The sequence below is a fragment of the Pseudomonas sp. AC112 genome (assembly GCF_979253545.1).
The window spans coordinates 2,256,341-2,275,643 of sequence record NZ_CEEDCM010000001.1 but is presented as its reverse complement, the minus strand read 5'-3'; the positions used below and the strand labels follow the sequence as shown (position 1 = coordinate 2,275,643).

20 protein-coding genes are annotated in these 19,303 nt (G+C 57.9%); 2 read left to right on the top strand and 18 right to left on the bottom strand.

The window, feature by feature from the left end; genetic code table 11:
* Nucleotides 1-10: 10 nt before the first annotated feature.
* From AC0IYN_RS10545 to mnmG, 18 genes are all read right to left on the bottom strand, one after another.
* Nucleotides 11-682: a Fic family protein gene (locus tag AC0IYN_RS10545; protein WP_471841349.1), complete on the bottom strand. Its 672-nt coding sequence runs from the start codon at nucleotides 680-682 to the stop codon at nucleotides 11-13.
* Between the two features lie 314 nt (nucleotides 683-996).
* A complete protein-coding gene (locus AC0IYN_RS10540) occupies nucleotides 997-1,359 on the bottom strand; it encodes an avidin-fold protein (protein ID WP_471841347.1) in 363 nt (120 codons plus the stop codon).
* 60 nt (nucleotides 1,360-1,419) lie between these two features.
* Nucleotides 1,420-3,252 (bottom strand): glutamine--fructose-6-phosphate transaminase (isomerizing), encoded by a 1,833-nt coding sequence (gene glmS / locus AC0IYN_RS10535; RefSeq protein ID WP_034110478.1) that lies wholly within the window; start codon nucleotides 3,250-3,252, stop codon nucleotides 1,420-1,422.
* Between the two features lie 10 nt (nucleotides 3,253-3,262).
* Nucleotides 3,263-4,030: a DeoR/GlpR family DNA-binding transcription regulator gene (locus AC0IYN_RS10530; RefSeq protein WP_078050831.1), complete on the bottom strand. Its 768-nt coding sequence runs from the start codon at nucleotides 4,028-4,030 to the stop codon at nucleotides 3,263-3,265.
* A gap of 193 nt (nucleotides 4,031-4,223) precedes the next feature.
* Nucleotides 4,224-5,591, bottom strand: coding sequence for a bifunctional UDP-N-acetylglucosamine diphosphorylase/glucosamine-1-phosphate N-acetyltransferase GlmU (gene glmU, locus AC0IYN_RS10525; RefSeq protein WP_099493279.1), 1,368 nt, complete (start codon nucleotides 5,589-5,591; stop codon nucleotides 4,224-4,226).
* A gap of 123 nt (nucleotides 5,592-5,714) precedes the next feature.
* A complete protein-coding gene (locus AC0IYN_RS10520; RefSeq protein WP_015886644.1) occupies nucleotides 5,715-6,131 on the bottom strand; it encodes a F0F1 ATP synthase subunit epsilon in 417 nt (138 codons plus the stop codon).
* Nucleotides 6,132-6,175: 44 nt separating this feature from the next.
* The gene (atpD, locus tag AC0IYN_RS10515) at nucleotides 6,176-7,552 is read right to left on the bottom strand and encodes a F0F1 ATP synthase subunit beta (protein WP_015886645.1); all 1,377 of its coding nucleotides are present in this window, start codon (nucleotides 7,550-7,552) and stop codon (nucleotides 6,176-6,178) included.
* A gap of 27 nt (nucleotides 7,553-7,579) precedes the next feature.
* Complete coding sequence (atpG, locus tag AC0IYN_RS10510) at nucleotides 7,580-8,440, bottom strand: F0F1 ATP synthase subunit gamma (RefSeq protein ID WP_010565870.1); 861 nt, start codon at nucleotides 8,438-8,440, stop codon at nucleotides 7,580-7,582.
* 50 nt (nucleotides 8,441-8,490) lie between these two features.
* Complete coding sequence (gene atpA / locus AC0IYN_RS10505) at nucleotides 8,491-10,035, bottom strand: F0F1 ATP synthase subunit alpha (RefSeq protein WP_003177064.1); 1,545 nt, start codon at nucleotides 10,033-10,035, stop codon at nucleotides 8,491-8,493.
* A 21-nt stretch (nucleotides 10,036-10,056) separates the two neighbouring features.
* Nucleotides 10,057-10,593, bottom strand: coding sequence for a F0F1 ATP synthase subunit delta (locus tag AC0IYN_RS10500; RefSeq protein WP_003233569.1), 537 nt, complete (start codon nucleotides 10,591-10,593; stop codon nucleotides 10,057-10,059).
* A gap of 12 nt (nucleotides 10,594-10,605) precedes the next feature.
* Nucleotides 10,606-11,076 carry a F0F1 ATP synthase subunit B gene (locus AC0IYN_RS10495; protein ID WP_015886647.1) on the bottom strand — a complete coding sequence of 157 codons (471 nt, stop codon included), beginning with the start codon at nucleotides 11,074-11,076 and terminating at the stop codon, nucleotides 10,606-10,608.
* A 58-nt stretch (nucleotides 11,077-11,134) separates the two neighbouring features.
* Nucleotides 11,135-11,392, bottom strand: coding sequence for a F0F1 ATP synthase subunit C (gene atpE, locus AC0IYN_RS10490; RefSeq protein ID WP_002555987.1), 258 nt, complete (start codon nucleotides 11,390-11,392; stop codon nucleotides 11,135-11,137).
* Between the two features lie 133 nt (nucleotides 11,393-11,525).
* On the bottom strand, nucleotides 11,526-12,395 hold the full coding sequence (gene atpB, locus AC0IYN_RS10485) for a F0F1 ATP synthase subunit A (protein ID WP_025854397.1): 870 nt from the start codon (nucleotides 12,393-12,395) through the stop codon (nucleotides 11,526-11,528).
* A 16-nt stretch (nucleotides 12,396-12,411) separates the two neighbouring features.
* Complete coding sequence (locus AC0IYN_RS10480) at nucleotides 12,412-12,819, bottom strand: F0F1 ATP synthase subunit I (protein ID WP_010565865.1); 408 nt, start codon at nucleotides 12,817-12,819, stop codon at nucleotides 12,412-12,414.
* Nucleotides 12,820-12,967: 148 nt separating this feature from the next.
* Complete coding sequence (locus AC0IYN_RS10475) at nucleotides 12,968-13,840, bottom strand: ParB/RepB/Spo0J family partition protein (RefSeq protein WP_016970690.1); 873 nt, start codon at nucleotides 13,838-13,840, stop codon at nucleotides 12,968-12,970.
* A 9-nt stretch (nucleotides 13,841-13,849) separates the two neighbouring features.
* On the bottom strand, nucleotides 13,850-14,647 hold the full coding sequence (locus AC0IYN_RS10470; RefSeq protein ID WP_010207696.1) for a ParA family protein: 798 nt from the start codon (nucleotides 14,645-14,647) through the stop codon (nucleotides 13,850-13,852).
* A gap of 18 nt (nucleotides 14,648-14,665) precedes the next feature.
* Nucleotides 14,666-15,310, bottom strand: coding sequence for a 16S rRNA (guanine(527)-N(7))-methyltransferase RsmG (rsmG, locus tag AC0IYN_RS10465; protein WP_406596205.1), 645 nt, complete (start codon nucleotides 15,308-15,310; stop codon nucleotides 14,666-14,668).
* The gene (mnmG, locus tag AC0IYN_RS10460) at nucleotides 15,307-17,199 is read right to left on the bottom strand and encodes a tRNA uridine-5-carboxymethylaminomethyl(34) synthesis enzyme MnmG (protein WP_406596204.1); all 1,893 of its coding nucleotides are present in this window, start codon (nucleotides 17,197-17,199) and stop codon (nucleotides 15,307-15,309) included. Before mnmG ends, rsmG begins: the two co-directional genes overlap by 4 nt.
* 566 nt (nucleotides 17,200-17,765) lie before the next feature.
* On the opposite strand from mnmG, the gene AC0IYN_RS10455 reads away from it, so the two are divergent.
* Nucleotides 17,766-18,272, top strand: a complete 507-nt coding sequence (locus AC0IYN_RS10455) for a sigma-70 family RNA polymerase sigma factor (protein ID WP_457239518.1) — start codon at nucleotides 17,766-17,768, stop codon at nucleotides 18,270-18,272.
* Entirely contained in the window at nucleotides 18,272-19,216 is a 945-nt protein-coding gene (locus tag AC0IYN_RS10450) for a FecR domain-containing protein (protein WP_406596262.1), read from the top strand. Before AC0IYN_RS10455 ends, AC0IYN_RS10450 begins: the two co-directional genes overlap by 1 nt.
* Nucleotides 19,217-19,303: the final 87 nt, after the last annotated feature.

Below are 19,303 nucleotides of genomic sequence, written 5' to 3'. Positions count from 1 at the left end.
CTTTTACCCCTTAATAAAAGCGCCGGTGAAGATCAGGAAAGATCATCTGCGCAAACCACACGGGAAGCCTAGGAAAGAGAGAACGTGACTTGGCCGATGGCGCCTCGACCACGCCCATATCGATTAATTTTTTAAGCTGATCACTCGCCACTCGATCATGAAGCCCAGAGAAGGTCTTGAAATCTGCTCGGGAAACCTCGCCCTGAGTCAGCAAGATATGAATAGCCTTGGCCATATCCTGCTTTACCCCGGACTCTATGAAGCGACTCTCGAGTCCAATCACTTTTTCAAGTCGCTGGCGCAAGCTGACAAGCCCCATGGATTGCTCTACGTAATCCATCTGGTCGATACACACTTGCAGCATGAATTCTACAAACTCGAACAACCCGCCTTGGGTCAACTGGCCTCGACCATCGAGGTCGCCTCGACGAGGCTGATCGGCAGCACGCAGGCGCCCATAGTATTCATCTTGTTTTCGTGCCAGCCCTCGAGAAAGCGACCAAAGTGGCGACGCAAGTCCAAGTCGCATCAACTGCAAATGCGTGACCATGCGCACCACCCGGCCATTGCCATCCTCGAATGGGTGAACAAATGCCAGACGATGGTGGTAAGCCAGTGCGCTGAGAACTCGAGAGGTCAGGTCGGGTTGTCTCCCGTATACCTGCTGCAGACGTTTGAGCATTGGAGTGACGGACTCCCAAGCCGGCGCAGCATGGTCACCTACCAGTACGTTGGGGGAGTAGACCCGTGAGTTTTCCTGCACGAAACGAAAGCGTCTCTGCGGTACGTAAAATCGACGCAGGGAAACCAGGAGATGGCCAGACAGGTTCCAACCAGTGGTTTCCGGATATGAACTTCTGCGTCATTTTCCTCACCTTTTTCCGATTTTTTTTCGGATCTATTTTTCCTTGAGACTCAATACTAACGGGACTAACAGGCGATTTTATACAACTATTTCAGTGATATTTTTCCGATTTATTTTCTGATTTTTCTACCTTATCTAACCAGCTCCACATAGCTGGACTCTCCTCCACCCGTCGCCCCCGACATCCAACCCCATACAAAGCTGAGCGTGGTAACCCCGGCAACATCCAAACCGACCGTGCCACGCGACCAACCGGACAGCAGCTCACCTTCCAAGGTCAGGCACTGAAAAAGCAGTTCGATAGTGTCCGGGCCTGTCACTCGTCCCACTTGCGTGCCCAGGCGAATGCGCCCGCCCTGGTAAGTGCCGGAGATGGCATCACCCTCGACAAGGTAATGAAACACCGTGCCCGAGCCGGAAAGCCCCTGGGCGTTGTTGGCGACGGTGAAGCGACGGTTGTTCAAGCGCTGGTGAATTTGGGACGAAGTTTGCATCGAGCGCGCGTCCTTTCGCGGGAGCCTGGAGGCCCGGGCGGGCCTCCAGGGTGTGGCGGATTACTCCACGGTCACCGATTTCGCCAGGTTACGCGGCTGGTCGACGTCAGTGCCCTTCAGCACGGCGACGTAGTACGACAGCAGTTGCAGCGGGATTGTGTAGAGGATCGGCGACAGGGTGTCGTTGATGTGCGGCATGTTGATGACGTGGGTGCCTTCACCGTTGGTCATGCCGGCTTTTTCATCAGCGAACACCACCAGTTGGCCGCCACGGGCGCGGACTTCCTGCAGGTTGGACTTGAGCTTCTCCAGCAGTTCGTTGTTCGGCGCCACGGTAACCACCGGCATGTCGTCATCCACCAGGGCCAATGGGCCGTGTTTGAGCTCGCCAGCCGGGTAGGCTTCGGCGTGGATGTACGAGATTTCCTTGAGCTTGAGCGAGCCTTCCATCGCTACCGGGTATTGCGCGCCACGGCCGAGGAACAGGGTGTGGTTCTTGTCGGCGAACAGCTCGGCGACTTTTTCCACGGTGCTGTCCATCGCCAGGGCTTCACCCAGGCGGGCTGGCAAGCGGCGCAGTTCTTCAACCAGCGTGGCTTCGACGCCTTCGGCGAGGGTGCCGCGAACCTGGCCCAGGGACAGGGTCAGCAACAGCAGGCCAACCAGCTGGGTGGTGAAGGCTTTGGTGGACGCCACGCCGATTTCACGACCGGCCTGGGTCAGCAGGGTCAGGTCGGATTCACGCACCAGAGAGCTGATGCTGACGTTGCAGATCGCCAGGCTGGCCAGGAAGCCCAGCTCCTTGGCATTGCGCAGGGCGGCCAGGGTGTCGGCGGTTTCGCCGGACTGGGAGATGGTCACGAACAGGGTGTCGGGCTGCACCACCACCTTGCGGTAGCGGAACTCACTGGCGACTTCTACCTGGCACGGGATACCGGCCAGTTCTTCCAGCCAGTAACGGGCAACCATGCCGGCGTGGTAGCTGGTGCCGCAGGCCACGATCTGCACGTTGCGCACTTTGGCGAACAGCTCGGCGGCCTGTGGGCCGAAGGCGTTGACCAGCACTTGGTTCTGGCTCAGGCGACCTTCCAGGGTGCGTTGCACCACCGCTGGCTGCTCGTGGATTTCCTTGAGCATGAAGTGGCGGTACTCGCCCTTGTCAGCCGCTTCAGCGCCGTCGCGGTATTGCACGGCTTCGCGCTCGACGGATTGACCGTTAACGTCCCAGATCTGCACGCTTTCACGGCGGATGTCGGCGATATCGCCTTCTTCCAGGTACATGAAGCGGTCGGTGACTTGGCGCAGGGCCAGTTGGTCGGAGGCGAGGAAGTTTTCGCCCAGGCCCAGGCCGATCACCAGCGGGCTGCCACTGCGCGCGGCAACCACGCGGTCGGGTTGGCTGGCGCTGACCACGGCCAGGCCATAGGCGCCGTGCAGTTCCTTGACCGTGGCCTTGAGGGCGACCGTCAAATCGCCAAGGTCCTTGAGCTTGTGGTTGAGCAGGTGGGCGATAACTTCGGTGTCGGTGTCCGAGGTGAACACGTAACCCAGGCCCTTGAGCTGTTCCCGCAGCACTTCGTGGTTTTCGATAATGCCGTTGTGGACCACGGCCAGGTCACCGGAGAAGTGCGGGTGGGCATTGCGTTCGCACGGTGCACCGTGGGTGGCCCAGCGGGTGTGGGCAATGCCCAGGCGGCCTACGAGTGGCTCGCCCAGCAAGGCTTGCTCCAGCTCGCTGACCTTACCCGGACGTCGCATGCGCTCCAGCTTGCCGGCGTTGGTGAAGACCGCCACACCGGCGCTGTCATAGCCGCGGTATTCCAGGCGCTTGAGGCCTTCGAGCAGGATGGGGGTGATGTTGCGTTCAGCGACTGCGCCTACGATGCCACACATGGTGTTTCTCCTAGATGATTGCCGCGCATATCAGCGTAATGCCGCGGGCTTGGATCTGGTCGCGGGCCTCAAGCGGCAGGCGATCATCGGTGATAAGGGTATGGACGCTGCTCCACGGCAGTTCCAGGTTGGGAATCTTGCGGCCGATCTTGTCGGATTCGACCATCACCACCACTTCACGGGCGACCTCGGCCATGACGCGGCTCAGGCCCAGCAATTCGTTGAAGGTGGTGGTGCCACGTTCCAGGTCGATACCATCGGCGCCAATAAACAACTGGTCGAAGTCGTAGGAACGCAGGACCTGCTCGGCGACCTGGCCTTGGAACGAGTCCGAATGCGGGTCCCAGGTGCCGCCGGTCATCAACAGCACCGGCTCGTGCTCCAGTTCACTCAAGGCGCGGGCCACGTGCAGGGAGTTGGTCATCACCACCAGGCCGGGCTGATGGCCCAGCTCCGGGATCATCGCGGCGGTGGTGCTACCACTGTCGATGATGATGCGAGCGTGTTCGCGCAGGCGCATGACCGCAGCACGGGCGATGGCACGCTTGTAGGCCGACACCGGCTGAGTGGCATCGCCCACCAATTCCTGGGGCATGGTGATTGCGCCACCGTAGCGGCGCAGCAGCAGGCCGTTGCTTTCCAGCGCAGCCAGGTCCTTGCGGATGGTGACTTCCGACGTTTCGAAACGTTTAGCCAACTCGTCCACGCTGACTTCGCCCTGTTCGTTGAGCAAGGTCAGGATGTTGTGGCGCCGCTGGGGGGTATTTCGTTTCGACATGGTGATGATAAGTTTCGTTTCGAAAGATAACGAAGGCAATCAAAACCTATTGGCGAAAGATCGTCAAGCGACAGACGCAAAAAAACCTGTAGGAGCCGGCTTGCCGGCGAGGGCGTCAGTTCATTAGGTGATGAACGTGAGGGTGCCATCGCCGGCAAGCCGGCTCCTACAGGTCGTTCGGGGTGTAGATAAGTCAGGTCTTTTTGATTTTGACCGGACGCTTCCAGCCGTCGATGTTGCGCTGGCGGGCGCGAGCGACGGCCAGTTGAGACTTATCCACATCCTGGTTGATGGTTGAGCCGGCGGCTGTGCTGGCGCCATCGTCGAGGGTGACCGGGGCGACCAAGGAGTTATTGGAACCGATAAACACGTCCGCCCCAATGGTGGTCTGGTGCTTGTTGGCGCCATCGTAGTTACACGTGATGGTGCCGGCGCCGATGTTGGTTCGTGCGCCTACAGTGGCGTCACCCAAGTAGGTCAAGTGGCCAACTTTAGCTTCGGCATCCAACTTGGCATTCTTCAATTCAACGAAGTTACCCACATGGGCCTTGGCGCCCAGCACACTGCCCGGACGCAACCGCGCAAACGGGCCGGCGTCACTGCCCTCACCCATCACGGCACCGTCGATATGGCTGTTGGCCTTGATTACCACGCCCTTGCGCAGGGTGCTGTCCTTGATTACGCAGTTAGGGCCAATCACCACGTCGTCTTCGATGACCACACGGCCTTCGAGAATCACGTTGATGTCGATCAGCACGTCGCGGCCGACGGTCACTTCACCGCGCACATCGAAGCGTGCCGGGTCACGCAAGGTCACGCCTTGGGCCATCAGGCGACGGCCTTCGCGCAATTGATAGTGACGCTCCAGTTCGGCCAACTGCTTGCGGTCGTTGGCGCCCTGCACTTCCATCGGGTCGTGGGGTTGTTCAGTGGCAACCAGCAGGCCATCACTCACGGCCATTTCGATGACGTCGGTGAGGTAATACTCGCCCTGGGCGTTGTTGTTGGACAGACGGCTCATCCAGTCAGCGAGCTTATTGGCGGGCACTGCAAGAATGCCGGTGTTGCCTTCAGTGATGGCACGCTGGGCTTCGCTGGCATCCTTGTGCTCAACGATGGCGGCGACCTTGCCGTCGGCATTGCGCACGATGCGCCCGTAGCCGGTGGGGTCGTCCAGCTCAACGGTCAGCAGGCCCATTTGGCCAGGCACAACGTGCTTGAGCAGGCGTTGCAGGGTTTCCACTTCGATCAGCGGTACGTCGCCATACAGGATCAGCACGGTGTCGGCCGTGATGAAGGGGACGGCCTGCGCAGTCGCGTGGCCAGTACCCAGTTGCTTGTCTTGAAGGACGAAATTCAAGTCGTCTGCGGCGAGACGTTCACGCACCGCATCGGCACCGTGACCGATCACCACGTGAATGCGCTGGGGGTCGAGCTGTCGGGCGCTGTGGATAACATGACCCAGCATGGAATTACCCGCAACCGGGTGCAGCACCTTGGGCAGGGCCGAACGCATGCGGGTGCCCTGGCCTGCGGCGAGAATGACGATTTCAAGAGACATGAATGGCTACCAATCCTGGGCGGTCCGGCTTCAGACCTGAGAAGTGTTTTGCAAAAAAAGAAAAAGGGTAGCCGAGGCTACCCTTTTTAATCAATCGCGCACGAAGCATGACGGCATGGCCGCTTACTTCTTGCGGATCTGCTGGAGCGTGCGCAGCTGAGCTGCAGCCTCGGCCAGACGTACAGCAGCAGCGCTGTAGTCGAAGTCCGCGCCCTTTTCGTTCAGGGCCTTCTCGGCAGCCTTGACGGCTTCCTGAGCGGAGGCTTCATCCAGGTCGCCAGCACGTTGCACGGTGTCGGCAAGTACCTTGACCATGTTCGGCTGAACCTCGAGGAAACCACCAGAGATGTAAAACACCTCTTTTTCCCCGCCTTGCTTGGTCAGCGTGATAGGACCTGGCTTCAAGCTGGTGATCAACGGCGCGTGGCCCATGGCAATACCCAGGTCACCCAGGTCGCCGTGTGCAATCACCATTTCTACCAGACCGGAGAAGATTTCCCCTTCCGCGCTGACGATATCGCAATGGACTGTCATAGCCATCTGATTGCCTCAACCTGATGAGCGCCCGTTGCCGGGCGCTTGGATTACAGTTTCTTGGCTTTCTCGATCGCTTCTTCGATGCCGCCGACCATGTAGAACGCTTGTTCTGGCAGGTGGTCGTAGTCACCGTTGAGGATGCCTTTGAAGCCAGCAATGGTGTCTTTCAGGGAAACGTATTTACCTGATGCACCGGTGAAGACTTCAGCCACGAAGAACGGCTGCGACAAGAAGCGCTGGATCTTACGAGCACGGGATACCAACTGCTTGTCGGTTTCCGACAGCTCGTCCATACCCAGGATCGCAATGATGTCCTTCAGTTCTTTGTAACGCTGCAGCACGTACTGAACGCCGCGAGCGGTGTCGTAGTGCTCCTGGCCGATCACGTTCGGGTCCAGCTGGCGCGAAGTCGAGTCGAGTGGATCGACCGCTGGGTAGATACCCAGGGAAGCGATGTCACGGGACAGTACGACGGTGGCGTCCAAGTGGGCGAAGGTGGTCGCTGGCGACGGGTCGGTCAAGTCATCCGCAGGTACGTATACCGCTTGGATCGAAGTGATCGAACCTTCCTTGGTCGAAGTGATACGTTCTTGCAGAACGCCCATCTCTTCAGCCAGGGTCGGCTGGTAACCTACTGCCGAAGGCATACGGCCCAGCAGTGCGGATACTTCGGTACCGGCCAGGGTGTAACGGTAGATGTTGTCGACGAACAGCAGAACGTCGTTACCTTCGTCACGGAACTTCTCGGCCATGGTCAGGCCAGTCAGTGCTACGCGCAGACGGTTTCCCGGCGGCTCGTTCATCTGACCGTAAACCAGTGCCACTTTGTCCAGAACGTTGGAGTCCTTCATCTCGTGGTAGAAGTCGTTACCCTCACGAGTACGCTCACCCACACCGGCGAACACGGAATAACCGCTGTGCTCGATGGCGATGTTACGGATCAGTTCCATCATGTTTACGGTCTTGCCTACACCGGCACCACCGAACAGACCGACTTTACCGCCTTTGGCGAACGGGCAAACCAGGTCGATAACCTTGATGCCGGTTTCCAGCAGATCGTTGCCGCCCGCTTGTTCGGCGAACGAAGGTGCTGGACGGTGAATGCCCCAGCGCTCTTCGGTGTCGATCGGGCCAGCTTCGTCAATCGGGTTGCCCAGTACGTCCATGATCCGGCCCAGGGTCGCTTTACCGACCGGTACGGAGATGGCAGCGCCAGTGTCGACAACGTCCAGACCGCGCTTCAAGCCTTCGGTGGAACCCATCGCAATGGTACGAACTACGCCGTCGCCCAGCTGCTGCTGAACTTCCAGAGTAGTTTCCGCGCCTTGTACTTTCAGCGCGTTGTAGATGCTCGGTACGCTGTCGCGTGGAAATTCCACGTCGATAACGGCGCCGATGATTTGAACGATACGTCCGCTACTCATAGCTGGATCCTCTGAATATTTGAACCGTTAAACCGCGGCAGCGCCGCCGACGATTTCCGAGATCTCTTGGGTGATCGCAGCCTGACGCGCCTTGTTGTAGATCAGCTGCAAATCGCTGATCAGATCACCGGCGTTATCGGTAGCGTTTTTCATCGCGATCATCCGCGCCGCTTGTTCAGCTGCGTTGTTCTCGACCACCGCCTGGTACACCTGCGACTCCACGTAGCGCACCATCAAGCCGTCAAGCAGCTCTTTGGCGTCTGGTTCGTAGAGGTAGTCCCAGTGGTGCTTGAGTTCCTGATCCGGAGTCGCCACCAGTGGAATCAATTGCTCCACGGTTGGCTGCTGGGTCATGGTGTTGATGAACTTGTTGGATACCACGGACAGGCGGTCAATCCGGCCTTCCAGGTACGCATCCAGCATCACCTTCACACTGCCGATCAAATCATTGATCGACGGCTCTTCACCCAGGTGGCTGATAGCTGCAACGACGTTACCGCCGAAGTTGCGGAAAAAGGCCGCACCCTTGCTACCAACAACACACAGATCGATCTCGACGCCGTTTTCGCGGTTTACCGCCATGTCCTTGACCAGGGCCTTGAACAGGTTGGTATTCAAACCACCGCACAAACCACGGTCACTGCTCACAACCACATAACCCACACGCTTTACTTCGCGGTCGATCATGAACGGGTGGCGGTATTCCGGGTTGGCGTTGGCCAGATGCCCAATTACCTGGCGGATACGCTCCGCATAAGGACGGCTAGCAGCCATGCGCATTTGTGCCTTGCGCATTTTGCTGACCGCCACTTTTTCCATGGCGCTGGTAATTTTTTGCGTGCTTTTGATGCTCGCAATCTTACTGCGAATCTCTTTTGCGCCTGCCATGTAACACCTATCAGGTTAGCAAGCGGGAGCCTTGCGGCTCCCGCTGCGGCTTACCAGGTTTGGGTGGCCTTGAACTTCTCGATACCGGCTTTCATGCCAGCGTCGATATCGTCATTGAAGTCACCCTTCACGTTGATCTTCGCCATCAATTCGGCGTGATCGCGGTTGAAGTAAGCAATCAGCGCTTGTTCAAAGCTGCCGACCTTGGCGATTTCAACGTCGGTCAGGAACCCACGCTCAGCGGCATACAGCGACAACGCCATGTCAGCGATCGACATTGGGGCGTATTGCTTCTGCTTCATCAGCTCGGTAACGCGCTGACCATGCTCAAGTTGCTTACGGGTCGCTTCGTCCAGGTCAGAAGCGAACTGGGCGAATGCCGCCAGTTCACGGTACTGAGCCAGAGCGGTACGGATACCACCGGAGAGCTTCTTGATGATCTTGGTCTGAGCGGCACCACCCACACGGGATACCGAAACACCGGCGTTCACTGCAGGGCGGATGCCCGAGTTGAACATGGCCGATTCCAGGAAGATCTGACCGTCGGTGATGGAAATCACGTTGGTCGGAACGAACGCGGAAACGTCGCCAGCCTGGGTTTCGATGATCGGCAGTGCGGTCAGGGAACCGGTTTTGCCGGTCACTGCGCCGTTGGTGAACTTCTCTACGTACTCTTCGGAAACGCGGGATGCGCGCTCCAGCAGACGGGAGTGGAGATAGAACACGTCGCCTGGGTAAGCTTCACGGCCTGGTGGACGGCGCAGCAGCAGGGAAATCTGGCGGTAAGCCACTGCTTGCTTGGACAGATCGTCATAAACGATCAGCGCGTCTTCACCGCGGTCGCGGAAGAATTCACCCATGGTGCAACCGGAGTACGGTGCCAGGAATTGCAGCGCAGGAGATTCCGAAGCACTGGCAGCCACGATGATCGTGTTGGCCAGGGCGCCGTTTTCTTCCAGCTTGCGAACCACGTTGGCGATGGTCGATTGCTTCTGACCGATTGCTACGTAGACGCAGAAAATGCCGCTGTTCTTCTGGTTGATGATCGCGTCGATCGCCAGAGCGGTTTTACCGATCTGACGGTCACCGATGATCAGCTCACGCTGGCCACGGCCGACTGGGATCATGGCATCGACAGCCTTGTAGCCAGTCTGTACAGGCTGGTCTACCGACTTACGCCAGATCACGCCTGGAGCAACTTTCTCGACCGCGTCGGTCTCGGTGTTGCCCAGTGGACCTTTACCGTCAACAGGGTTACCCAGTGCGTCGACTACGCGACCCAGCAGTTCCTTACCAACCGGAACTTCCAGGATGCGGCCTGTGCACTTGGCGCTCATGCCTTCAGCCAGACTGGTGTACGCGCCCAATACAACGGCACCTACGGAGTCTTGCTCCAGGTTGAGGGCCATACCGTAGACGCCGCCCGGAAACTCGATCATCTCGCCGTACATGACGTCGGCCAGACCGTGAATCCGCACGATGCCGTCAGATACGCTGACGACAGTGCCTTCGTTACGGGCTTGGGAGGTCACATCGAGCTTGTCGATGCGGCCCTTGATAATTTCACTTATTTCGGAAGGATTGAGTTGCTGCATTGCTCTGCTGCCCCTTCAAACTCAAGATTTCAATGCTTCGGCAAGGCTCGCGAGTTTGCCGCGAACCGAGCCATCGATAACCAGGTCGCCGGCGCGAATGACAATGCCCCCAATGAGGGATCTGTCTTCCGCAACTTGCAGGCGCACTTCCCGGTCGAGTCGTGCACTGAGAACCTTGGCGAGTTTGTCTTGCTGTTCTTGGTTCAATGCAAAAGCACTGGTGACTTCAACGTCTACCGATTTCTCTTGCTCGGCCTTGTACAGGTCGAAAAGAGCGGCAATCTCCGGCAAAAGCGGGAGACGGTCGTTTTCGGCAACGACATTGATGAAGTTCTGCACTTTCACATCAAACTTGTCGCCGCACACTTCAATAAAAGTGGCGGCCTTGTCTGCGCTCGTCAGGCGCGGGGCCTTGAGCACGCGCTGCATGGTGTCGTCTTGCGACACTGCTGCAGCCAGGCCGAGCATGGCTGACCAAGAGGCCAGCTGCTGGTGGGCCTGGGCGTGCTCGAAGGCTGCCTTAGCGTAAGGTCGGGCCAACGTGGTCAGTTCTGCCATGATCGCCCTCGCTTAAATTTCAGCAGCCAGTTTGTTAACCAGCTCCGCGTGCGCGTTTTGATCGATTGTGGCACCGAGGATCTTCTCAGCACCGCCGACCGCCAGAGCACCCAGTTGGGCACGCAGCGCGTCTTTGACGCCGTTCAGTTCCTGTTCGATCTCGGCATGAGCCGAAGCCTTCACACGGTCAGCTTCGACGCGGGCTTTTTCAACAGCCTCTTCGACGATCTGGTTACCGCGTTTCTTGGCTTGCTCAATGATTTCAGCTGCCTGTGCTTTAGCATCGCGCAGTTGATGACCCACTTTCTCTTGGGCCAACTCCAGGTCGCGAGCTGCACGGCTGGCAGCGTCCAAGCCATCAGCGATCTTCTTCTGACGTTCGTGCAAAGCCGCGATGACCGGAGGCCACACGAACTTCATGCAAAACACTACAAAAATGAAGAACGCAACGGATTGGCCAATCAGGGTTGCATTAATGTTCACGCCAACACCTCGCTCATTCGTTGTCCATCACTCCAATCAACTCGAAAAATTCGAGTGATTAGCCAGCGAGTTGACCAACGAAGGGGTTCGCGAAGGTGAAGAACAGAGCGATACCAACGCCGATCATGGTCACGGCGTCGAGCAGGCCGGCGACGATGAACATTTTAACTTGCAGCATTGGAACCATTTCTGGCTGACGCGCAGCGCCTTCCAGGAATTTGCCGCCCAGCAGGCCGAAACCAATGGCAGTACCCAGGGCGCCCAGGCCGATCAACAGTGCAACAGCGATAGCGGTTAGACCAACTACAGTTTCCATCTTTCCTCCCGACTTTTACGTCGTATGGTTTAGGTTTTTTAGATTTTAAAGCGGTAAAACAAATCGTTTCATAGCCCTGGTGGGCCACCTTCCCGTTTCACCGGGAAGGACATCAGACTAGTCGAGACTGGTCTTAATGGTTCTCTTCGTGCGCCATCGACAGGTAGACGATGGTCAGCATCATGAAGATGAAGGCCTGCAGGGTGATGATCAGGATGTGGAACACAGCCCACGCCCACTGCAGAACCACGCCCAGGCCGCTAAGCCAGAGCAGACCGCTGCCGAACATCACAGCGATCAGAATGAACACCAGCTCGCCGGCATACATGTTGCCGAACAGTCGCAGGGCCAGGGAGATCGGCTTGGCGACCAGGGTCACGAACTCCAGCAGGAAGTTCACCGGGATCAGCAGGGCTTGAACGAAGATGTTCTTGCTGCCGAACGGGTGCAGGGTCAGTTCGCCGATGAAGCCGCCGATGCCCTTGACCTTGATGCTGTAGAAAATGATCAACGCAAACACCGACAGGGCCATGCCCAGGGTGGCGTTAGGGTCTGTGGTCGATACGGCACGGAATGGAATGTGCGCATCGCCGGTGATCAGGATGGCCAGCTGAGGAATCCAGTCGACCGGGATCAGGTCGACGGCGTTCATCAGGAACACCCAGACGAAGATGGTCAGTGCCAGCGGTGCAATCACCGGGCTACGGCCATGGAAGCTGTCTTTCACGCTGCCATCGACGAATTCGACCAGTACTTCAACGAAGTTCTGCAAGGCACCTGGCTGACCTGACGTTGCCTTCTTTGCCGCCATGCGGAAAATCAGGACGAAGATCAGACCCAATGCGACCGACCAGCCCAGAGTATCCAGGTGGAAAGCCCAGAAGCCCATTTCTTTGGCCTCTGCTGCGGAGTGGGCAAAGCCCCAGCCGCCATTAGGAAGCTGACCGAAGGTCAGGTTCTGCAAGTGGTGCTGGATATAGCCCGAAGCGGTTGTTTCTGCCATGGTTGCCTCAAACGCCCTAAGGTTTCGAAAGTCTTGTTTTCATTAGCAGGGGAGCGAACCAGCTGACCAGTTGGGTCAACACGAAGACGCCGAATACAGCCAGCGGCGCCAATGGCTTCACACCTGCAAAGGTCAGTGCAAACAGCACTGCCGTCAAAATCAGTTTCCCCGCTTCGCCGGCATAAAAGGACCGGACGATAGCCTGGGCTGCTCGGGCGCCGGAAAACCGAAAGGCCCTGTGAGCAAAATACATATTGGGCAGCAAGGCTATCAGGCCTCCGCAGAGTCCTGAATATCCGGCTACGACTCCATGCCAATACCAAAGCGCCAATGCGGCGATCAGCAGAATGACAAATTGAGCCAATAAAACCGGGAAAACGGCCAAGCGATGGAACGGCAACGTGTTTGGCGTGCGGGTTTCCATCACTCTTGCTCCTCAATGGTCGGCTGCCGGAAATCAATAACTTGGCATAATTTGTGCCGACAAAATGCGCGCAGAGTATAGGGGCGGTTCTGCCCCTATTCAACTGCCGGGTAGTGATTTCCGATCACGCGCTACATAAGCAAATGTTTCAGCGGATGTGGGCAAGGACGCCCTGAAGCTCATCGAGAGAGTTATATCCGATGACTAATTGCCCTTTGCCTTTCTTACCGTGGCGAATTTGCACCGCAGAGCCCAGGCGCTCGGCCAGGCGTTGCTCGAGACGTGCAATATCCGGATCAGGTTTAGCGGTTTCGACCGGTGCAGGTTTACCGCTCAGCCACTGGCGAACCAGGGCCTCGGTCTGACGAACGGTGAGCCCCCGTGCGACAACGTGTCGCGCCCCTTCAACCTGTTGATTTTCCGGCAAACCGAGCAATGCACGGGCGTGGCCCATCTCCAGGTCGCCATGGGACAACATGGTCTTGATGACTTCCGGCAGCGCGATCAGGCGCAGCAGGTTGGACACGGTCACGCGGGATTTACCCACTGCCTCGGCCACTTGTTGCTGGGTCAGCTGGAATTCCTGCTGCAAACGCTGCAGGGCGATGGCCTCTTCGATCGGGTTGAGGTCTTCGCGCTGGATGTTCTCGATCAGCGCCATGGCGATGGCGGTTTCATCCGGTACATCACGCACCATCGCGGGGATGGTTTCCTTGCCGGCCTGCTGGCTCGCGCGCCAGCGGCGTTCACCGGCGATGATCTCAAAGCGGCCGCCACCGATCGGGCGCACGACGATCGGCTGCATGACGCCCTGGGCCTTGATCGAGTTGGCCAGTTCTTCCAGCGCCTGGGGGTCCATGTCCCGGCGTGGCTGGTATTTGCCGCGCTGGATCAGGTCCAGCGGCAGGTGTTGCAGCTCGCGCTCGTCGGCCTGCACCGCTTGTTCTTCAAGCGATGTGACGGTCGGACCACTCAACAGTGCATCCAGTCCACGTCCTAGACCTCGTTTCTTGACGGCCATGGGGATTCCTTAAGTTGGCTGGGCTGCAGCGGTGCGTGAGTTGCGGCGCTGGCGACGAACCATCTCGCCAGCCAGCGCCAGGTAGGCGATGGCACCACGGGATTGTTTGTCGTACGCCAAGGCCGGCATGCCGTAGCTTGGCGCTTCGGCCAGACGGATGTTGCGCGGGATCACCGTGTCATACAGCTGATCACCGAAATGTTCCTTGAGCTGCGCCGACACATCGTTCATCAGGCTCAGGCGCGGATCGAACATGGTGCGCAACAAACCTTCAATTTGCAGGTTCGGGTTGAGCAACTCGGCGATTCGCTTGATGTTATCCACAAGGTCGCTCAAACCTTCCAGCGCGTAGTACTCGCACTGCATGGGGATAATGACCCCATCGGCAGCCACCAGCGCGTTCAACGTCAGCATCGACAGTGACGGCGGGCAGTCGATCAGAATGTAATCGTAATTCTCGCGGATCGGCGCCAGGGCGCTGCGCAGACGACTTTCTTTCATCTGCATTTCCAGCAGCACCACTTCCGCCGCGGTCAAGTCGCGGTTGGCCGGCAGCAGTTGGTAACCGCCGTGCTCAGAGTAGTGCATGGCTTGGGCCAGGTCGCACTCGCCAATCAGCAAGTCGTAGACCGAGTTTTCCAGGCCGTGTTTATCCACACCGCTACCCATGGTGGCGTTGCCCTGTGGATCGAGATCGATCAGCAGCACCCGACGCTTGGTAGCGACCAGGGAAGCTGCGAGGTTGATGCAGGTGGTGGTTTTGCCCACGCCACCTTTCTGGTTCGCTATCGCGAATACCTTAGCCATTCTTGCTTGTGTTCCCAATCATGCCGTGCGGCGCAGTATCAGCAGATGGCGTTGGCCTTGGCAACCGGGTACGGCCAAGGCGTGTTCGCTATCGAGGTGGAAGTCTGCCGGCAATGCTAACAGCTCATCGCTTGGATGGACGCCCTTCATTGCCAGCCAGCGGGTATCGCGGTTGCCGAGGTGGCGGGTCCAGTTGCTGAAGTTCTCCATGCTGCTGAACGCCCGGGAAACAATTCCGTTGAAAGGCTGTTCAGGCGTGAAGGCTTCGACGCGGCTGTGGATAACGTGCAGGTTGTCCAGCTTGAGTTCGAGTTTGACCTGGGTGAGGAAGCGGGTCTTCTTGCCGTTGCTGTCCAGGCAGGTCACTTGCGACTCGGGAAACAGGATTGCCAGTGGAATACCGGGCATGCCGCCGCCACTGCCCACGTCGAGCCAGCGCCCGTTTTCGATAAACGGCATGACGCTCAGGCTGTCGAGCAGATGGCGTGACACCATCTCGTCGGGATCGCGCACTGCAGTGAGGTTGTAAGCCTTGTTCCACTTGATCAACAGGGCCAGGTAGCCCAGCAGCAATTCGTGCTGGACAGGGGTCAGGTCGACACCCAACTGCCGTGCACCTGTGGATAACTCTTCGGCGTGTTGCGAGGTGACCAACGAACTCAAGCGCTTTGCTCCAACTGACGGCCCGCGCCGCGTTTTTTCAAATGGATCATCAACAGCGAAATCGCTGCTGGGGTAACACCGGGGATACGTGAAGCTTGGCCCAGGGTCTCTGGCCGAGTTATCCCCAGCTTGCTTTGAATTTCTTTCGACAGCCCGGAAATCCCGGTGTAGTCGATATCCACAGGCAGCTTGGTGTTTTCACTGGCGCGCAGGCGGGCGATCTCGTCCTGCTGACGGTCAATGTAACCGGCGTATTTGGTCTTGATCTCGACCTGCTCGGCAACCTGTGGGTCTTCTGCACCCTGGCCTGTCACTTCGACCAGACCAGCGTAGTCGATTTCCGGACGGGACAGCAGGTTGAGCAAGTTGTATTCGTGGGTCAACGGTGTGCCGAATTTTTCGGCAATCGCGTCGCCTTGCTCGGTGCCCGGGCGGACCCAGGTGCTTTTCAGGCGCTGTTCTTCCAATGCAATGCTTTCGCGTTTTTTGCAGAAGGCTGCCCAACGCGCGTCATCGACCAGGCCCAGTTCGCGACCTTTCTCGGTCAGGCGCAGGTCAGCGTTGTCTTCACGCAGGATCAGGCGATATTCCGCCCGGGAGGTAAACATCCGGTACGGTTCCTGCGTCCCCAAGGTAATCAGGTCGTCGACCAAAACACCGATGTACGCTTCGTCGCGACGCGGGCACCAGCTGTCTTTGCCCTGAGCGCGCAGCGCGGCATTGGTCCCGGCCAGCAAACCTTGGGCGCCGGCTTCTTCATAACCGGTGGTGCCGTTGATTTGCCCGGCGAAGAACAGACCGCCGATCACTTTGGTTTCCAGGCTGTACTTCAGGTCACGCGGGTCGAAGTAGTCGTACTCGATGGCGTAGCCCGGACGCACGATGTGCGCGTTTTCCATGCCGCGAATCGATTGCACGATCTGGATTTGCACGTCGAACGGCAGGGAAGTGGAAATCCCGTTCGGGTACAGCTCGTGAGTGGTCAAGCCTTCGGGTTCGATGAAGACCTGGTGGCTTTCCTTGTCGGCAAAGCGGTGGATCTTGTCTTCGATCGACGGGCAGTAACGCGGGCCGATGCCTTCGATCACCCCGGAATACATCGGCGAACGATCGAGGTTCGCAGCAATGATTTCGTGGGTGCGGGCATTGGTGTGGGTGATCCAGCAGCTTACCTGTTTCGGGTGCTGTTCTTTGGAACCCATGAACGACATGACCGGGATCGGCGTATCGCCGGCCTGTTCGGTCATCACCGAGAAGTCCACAGAACGCCCGTCGATACGCGGCGGGGTCCCGGTTTTCAGGCGGCCGACACGCAGCGGCAATTCACGCAGGCGTTTTGCCAAAGCAATCGACGGCGGATCACCGGCGCGACCGCCGGAATAGTTCTGCATACCAATGTGGATAAGTCCGCCGAGGAACGTGCCGGTGGTCAACACCACGGATTCCGCGAAGAAACGCAGGCCCATTTGCGTGACAACACCGCGTACCTGGTCCTGCTCGACGATCAAGTCATCGGCGGCTTGTTGAAATATCCACAGGTTCGGCTGGTTTTCCAGGGTTTCGCGCACCGCAGCCTTGTACAGGATGCGGTCGGCTTGTGCCCGAGTGGCCCGTACGGCCGGGCCCTTGCGGCTGTTGAGCACGCGGAATTGGATTCCACCTTTGTCGGTAGCCATGGCCATTACGCCGCCAAGGGCGTCGATTTCCTTGACCAGATGGCTTTTGCCGATCCCACCGATGGCAGGGTTGCAACTCATGGCGCCGAGGGTCTCCACGTTATGCGTCAACAACAGGGTTTTTACGCCCATGCGTGCTGACGCCAGTGCTGCCTCGGTACCGGCATGACCGCCGCCGATGACGATCACTTCAAAACGGGAAGGGAAATCCACCACGCACCTCGTGCCTGCTTATGTAGGTAATTAGGAATTGATTGATTGAGCTGGTTTTAGAGCTTTGGCGGCAAGTATAGGGACTTAGCCCTTCCTAAAGAACCCTTTGCACAAAATTTAACCAGCTGTGGATGAATCACAGACAATAGAAATTAAAAGAGAGAAATTTATTAAATCTTTGTTTTTATGTTTATTTCTACTGAACCCTATTTCTGTGGATAGATCTACGCAGGCCTTTATCTACGGTATGTACAGCGATTCAAAAGTCTGTGGTCATGTGCCAACGAGGCCCTTGGATAAGTGCTTTAAGCCTGTGGATTAAACATGTGGTTATCCACAGAGGTGTTTTTGCTCAGGTTTCAGGCCCTGTTATCAACTGGGCACAGGGGCGGTTATTCACAGGGCTTAATCCACAGAAATCGGTGATGCTGTCTGTATTCGGTCCACGACAACGCCAACAGAAACCTCCACGCGGTGATGAGCCCAGCAAAAAAAGAGATCTATTGTGAGAAAACGGCAGGGCAGTTAATAATAGCGATTATCATTAACCTACCTTGTCATGCCCTATGTCCCCTTCTTCACACACGGCTGCGGTCCAGAACATCTATGAGCAGCACCATTCCTGGCTGCACGGGTGGCTCAAAGGGAAGTTGCATAACGCCTGCGATGCGGCCGATGTGGCGCACGACACGTTCGTGCGCATCCTGGGCGGGCGGCATGCGGGGCAGATCGTTGAACCGCGAGACTATTTGGCGACTATTGCCAGGGGTTTGGTGATCGATCGTTACCGTCGACATGCCATCGAACAGGCCTATAAGCAAACCTTGTCCGAACGGCCTGAAGCCATAGCCATCAGCGAAGAAGACAAAGCCATCATCATCGAGACGTTGGTGGCTGTGGATAAAGCCTTGTCGGCACTCGGCGAGCGAGCACGCCGGATATTTATGCTGTCGCAGATCGAGGGCCTGACTTATCAACAGATTGCCGATCAGCTTCAGGTTTCACTGACCACGGTGAAGAAGCACATGATCCGGGCATTGACCGAATGCGCATTGATCATGGCCAGCTTGTAATGGCGGCGCCTGATCGCAAGACCTTCGAGGCCGCTGCCAGTTGGTATGTGCAGTTTCAATCCCAAACCCCTACCGCCGCCGAGCGCCAAGCCTGGCAACAATGGCTAAACGGCGATCCGTCCCATCAGGCCGCGTGGAACCAGATGGAGCAGTTGCAGCGCAGTCTCGGCGCCCTGCCCCAGGATTTCACTCGCCGGGCCTTGTCGACCGGCCAGCAACGACGCCAGGTGTTGAAATGGATGCTGGTGCTGGGCGGTACCGGGTACCTGGGCTGGAATGTCCAGCAACACACGCCCCTGGCCAATGTATGGGCCGACTACCGGACGTCCGTGGGTGAGCGCCGGCGTATCGAGCTGGCTGACGGTACGCGGATTGATCTGAACACCCATACGGCAATTGACGTGGTATTCGATGGGCGACAGCGTTTGATTCGCCTGCGTGAAGGTGAAGTACTTATCCACACCGGCAAGCGGGGTGGCCAGACGCCCTTTTATGTCGAGACCCGCCAAGGCCGAATCCAGGCCCTGGGCACCACCTTCACCGTGCGCCAATTGCCAGACTCCACACGTGTCGGCGTCCTTGAGGATCGGGTAAGCGTAGCGCCTGGTGACCAACCCCATCACGCGCGGCTACTCAGTGCCGGTGAAAGCGCTGACTTCGATCGCCAACATGTGGGACTAAACCACGCGTACCGCGGCTCACAAGCGGCGTGGGTCGATGGTCAGTTGATCGTATTGGATGCTCGCCTCGGGGATGTGATCGAAGACCTCGCGCGCTACCGCCCGGGCGTCCTGCAATGCGACTTGGCGTCGGCTCGCCTGCGTGTCTCCGGGACCTTCCGCCTGGATTCCACCGATGCGGTACTGGCCAATCTGCAGGCAACTCTGCCGATCCAGGTGAAGTACTTCACCCGCTATTGGGTTTCAGTGAAACGAATCGGTTGATTGCAAAAAATATCCGCACAAGGGTTATCTTTTTCTGACCTGACACGGCCCTACAGGTAATCACGACGCCACCTTCAGGGCTTATCC